Source organism: Mesorhizobium sanjuanii, assembly GCF_002529485.1.
GTDB lineage: Bacteria > Pseudomonadota > Alphaproteobacteria > Rhizobiales > Rhizobiaceae > Mesorhizobium > Mesorhizobium sanjuanii.
The window spans coordinates 1-3033 of sequence record NZ_NWQG01000160.1; the positions used below are offsets into that span (position 1 = coordinate 1).

The 3033-nt window shown below is 60.6% G+C and carries 4 protein-coding genes; 2 read left to right on the forward strand and 2 right to left on the reverse strand.

All coding sequences use genetic code 11. The features are described from left to right. Positions 1-68 precede the first annotated feature (68 nt). Positions 69-638: an S-(hydroxymethyl)glutathione synthase gene (gene gfa / locus CN311_RS22230; RefSeq protein WP_097575854.1), complete on the reverse strand. Its 570-nt coding sequence runs from the start codon at positions 636-638 to the stop codon at positions 69-71. Between the two features lie 84 nt (positions 639-722). Continuing rightward, positions 723-1850, reverse strand: coding sequence for an S-(hydroxymethyl)glutathione dehydrogenase/class III alcohol dehydrogenase (locus tag CN311_RS22235; protein WP_097575855.1), 1128 nt, complete (start codon positions 1848-1850; stop codon positions 723-725). 200 nt (positions 1851-2050) lie between these two features. On the opposite strand from CN311_RS22235, the gene CN311_RS22240 reads away from it, so the two are divergent. Both CN311_RS22240 and CN311_RS22245 read left to right on the forward strand, forming a co-directional pair. After that, entirely contained in the window at positions 2051-2485 is a 435-nt protein-coding gene (locus tag CN311_RS22240) for an ion channel (RefSeq protein WP_097575856.1), read from the forward strand. Between the two features lie 122 nt (positions 2486-2607). Beyond that, positions 2608-3033 (forward strand): biotin carboxylase N-terminal domain-containing protein (locus CN311_RS22245; protein WP_280954046.1); only part of this gene is annotated, 426 nt, incomplete at its 3' end.

Here is a 3033-nt window from a genome sequence, read left to right on the forward strand (position 1 = left end):
TTGTTCCTTCCAAATGCATATGGGGCGGGTGACTTGCCCCCGCCCCATAGGCAAACATCGAGCAGTTGCTAGGCCGGCAATGCGCCGGATTTCTTCGCCGTCCAGGTGGCAATGTAATCCATCAGGCCTGGATTGAGGCAATCATAGGGTTCGAGCCCGATTGTCTTCAGTTGCGAGCGGATGCCGTCCATGCGGCCTGGATCGACACCGGATTCGATGATCGACGAGACAAAGGCGGTGAAGCCCGGCGGCGACCAGCCATCTTCCTCGAAGCGCTCTGGATGAATGAAGGAGAGCCCCTTGAACGGGTGGTCGCGCTCGACCGGGCCGTGCATGTGGACGCCGCAACCGGTGCAGGCATGGCGCTGGATCAGCGCGCTCGGATCGACCACTTTCAGCTTGTCGCCGTTCTCGGTCACCGTGACGTCGCCCGTACCGGCGACTGCGACAACCGAGAATATCGCGCCATCCGGCTTCCAGCATTTGGTGCAGCCGCAGGCGTGATTGTGGGCGATCTGACCCTTGACCGTCACCTTGACCGGTTTGCTCGTGCAGGCGCAGACCAGTGTGCCGCCGGCAAAGCTCGCGCTTTCCTTCGGCAGACCATTGTCGATTTTCGGATGCAGTTTTTCCGGCATGTTTTCTCCTCCCTAGTTTAGCTACAGGCCTTGTCTTGAACCACAGAGGTCGCAGGCCGGCTGGCCGACGGCGTGCGGCTTTCTCTAGTAAACCACGACACTTCTGATCGACTTGCCCTCATGCATGAGGTCGAAGCCCTTGTTGATGTCCTCCAGCTTAAGCGTGTGGGTGATCATCGGGTCGATCTGGATCTTGCCGTCCATGTACCAGTCGACGATTTTTGGCACATCGGTGCGCCCGCGCGCGCCGCCGAAGGCGGTGCCCATCCAGGTGCGCCCGGTGACGAGCTGGAACGGCCTGGTCGAGATTTCCTGGCCGGCGCCGGCAACACCGATGACGACCGACTTGCCCCAGCCGCGGTGAGACGATTCAAGGGCTTGGCGCATGACTTTCGTGTTGCCCGTGCAGTCGAACGTATAGTCGGCGCCGCCGATCTGGTCGGCGCCGCGCTTGGTCATGTTGACGAGGTGGGCCACGATATCGCCCTCGATCTCCTTCGGATTGACGAAATGCGTCATGCCGAATTTTTCGCCCCAGGGCTTCTTGTCGTTGTTCAGGTCGACGCCGATGATCATGTCGGCGCCGGCAAGCTTCAGGCCCTGGATGACGTTGAGGCCGATGCCGCCGAGACCGAAGACGACTGCGGTGGCGCCGATCTCGACCCTGGCCGTGTTGATGACAGCGCCGATGCCGGTGGTGACGCCGCAGCCGATGTAGCAGATCTTGTCGAAGGGCGCGTCGGGATTGACCTTGGCCAGCGCGATCTCGGGCAGCACGGTGAAGTTGGAGAAGGTCGAGCAGCCCATATAGTGGAACAGCTTGTCCTTGCCGATCGAGAAGCGCGACGAGCCGTCGGGCATCAACCCTTGCCCCTGCGTGGCGCGGATGGCGGTGCACAGATTGGTTTTTCTCGACAGGCAGGACGGGCACTGCCGGCATTCCGGCGTGTAGAGCGGAATGACGTGGTCGCCCTTCCTGACCGAGGTGACGCCCTTGCCGACATCGACGACCACACCGGCGCCTTCATGGCCGAGAATGGCCGGAAACAGGCCTTCGGGATCGGCGCCCGACAGCGTGAACTCGTCGGTGTGGCAGATGCCGGTTGCCTTGATTTCGACCAGCACCTCGCCATCGCGCGGACCTTCGAGGTCGACCTCCATGATTTCCAGCGGCTTTCCAGCGGCGACAGCAACGGCGGCACGGGTTTTCATCAGGCAGTTCCTCCCAAGGCAATCGATAAAGTTTCAGGTTTCGGCGGGGCCATAAGCCTGCCTAGCGCATGACCCTGAAAATCGGAATCGATTTCGCTCGGGATCATGCGCAAATCAAATTGCTACCGCGTCCTGGAGTGTGGCGAAATGACCCCTCTTCGGTCGTAGTGAGCACAAAATCTACCTTATAAAATTCGGCGATGGCGGCCAATCTCCTCCTTGCGACGTTTTTCGACGTGCTGACCTTCCTGGTCCATGCTGCCGGGCTGATTGCCCTGACGCATCTGATCACGTTTTTGCTGGCTCATCCATTGCTCGACGGCAGCCAGGCGGAGAAAGCGGTGGCGCTGGCGGTCCTGGCGCTCGGCATGTTCGCCCTGTTGTGCATCGAGATGGCTATCTGGGCGCTAGGCATGCTGGCCGTCGGCGCCTTCGCTGATTTCGATACTGCCTTCTATTTCTCGACCTCGGCGTTTGCGACGATCGGCTTCACGGACGTTGCGTCGGCGAAGCAATGGCAGTTGCTCGCCTCGCTGGAAGGGGTGACCGGCTTTCTCATCATGGGCTGGTCGGCAGCCTATCTGGTCACCTCCGGCATACGTTTCGGCCCATTCGAGCGCGACAAGCATTTTTGAACACCAGCATTTTTTGAACACCGGCATTTCTGAAAACCGGCTTTGCCTTGGCTGTTCCGGCACTTGAGACATCACGGGATAGTCCATAGAACAGGACCGCTTCGCGGAGGAATGACATCTGCATGTTCACGAAAATCCTGATCGCCAACCGTGGCGAGATTGCCTGCCGCGTTATCAAGACGGCGCGCAAGATGGGCATCGCCACCGTGGCGGTCTATTCGGATGCCGATCGCGACGCCATGCATGTCGAAATGGCCGACGAAGCGGTGCATATCGGGCCGTCGCCCGCCGCGCAAAGCTATCTGGTGCCGGAGAAGATCATCGCCGCCTGCAAGGCGACGGGCGCGCAGGCAGTGCATCCCGGCTACGGGTTTCTTTCGGAGCGCGCCTCCTTTTGCGAGGCGCTGGAGGCTGAAGGCATCGTCTTCATCGGCCCGAAGCCCAAGGCGATCAAGGCGATGGGCGACAAGATCGAATCGAAGAAATTTGCCAATGCAGCCAAGGTCAGCACGGTGCCCGGCTGGCTCGGCGTCATCGAGAATGCCGAC

Bases quoted from the DNA above. Each gene is read 5' to 3' on its own strand.
- CN311_RS22235 (WP_097575855.1), bottom strand. From the start codon at position 1,850: ATGAAAACCCGTGCCGCCGTTGCTGTCGCCGCTGGAAAGCCGCTGGAA.
- gfa (WP_097575854.1), bottom strand. From the start codon at position 638: ATGCCGGAAAAACTGCATCCGAAAATCGACAATGGTCTGCCGAAGGAA.
- CN311_RS22240 (WP_097575856.1), top strand. From the start codon at position 2,051: ATGGCGGCCAATCTCCTCCTTGCGACGTTTTTCGACGTGCTGACCTTC.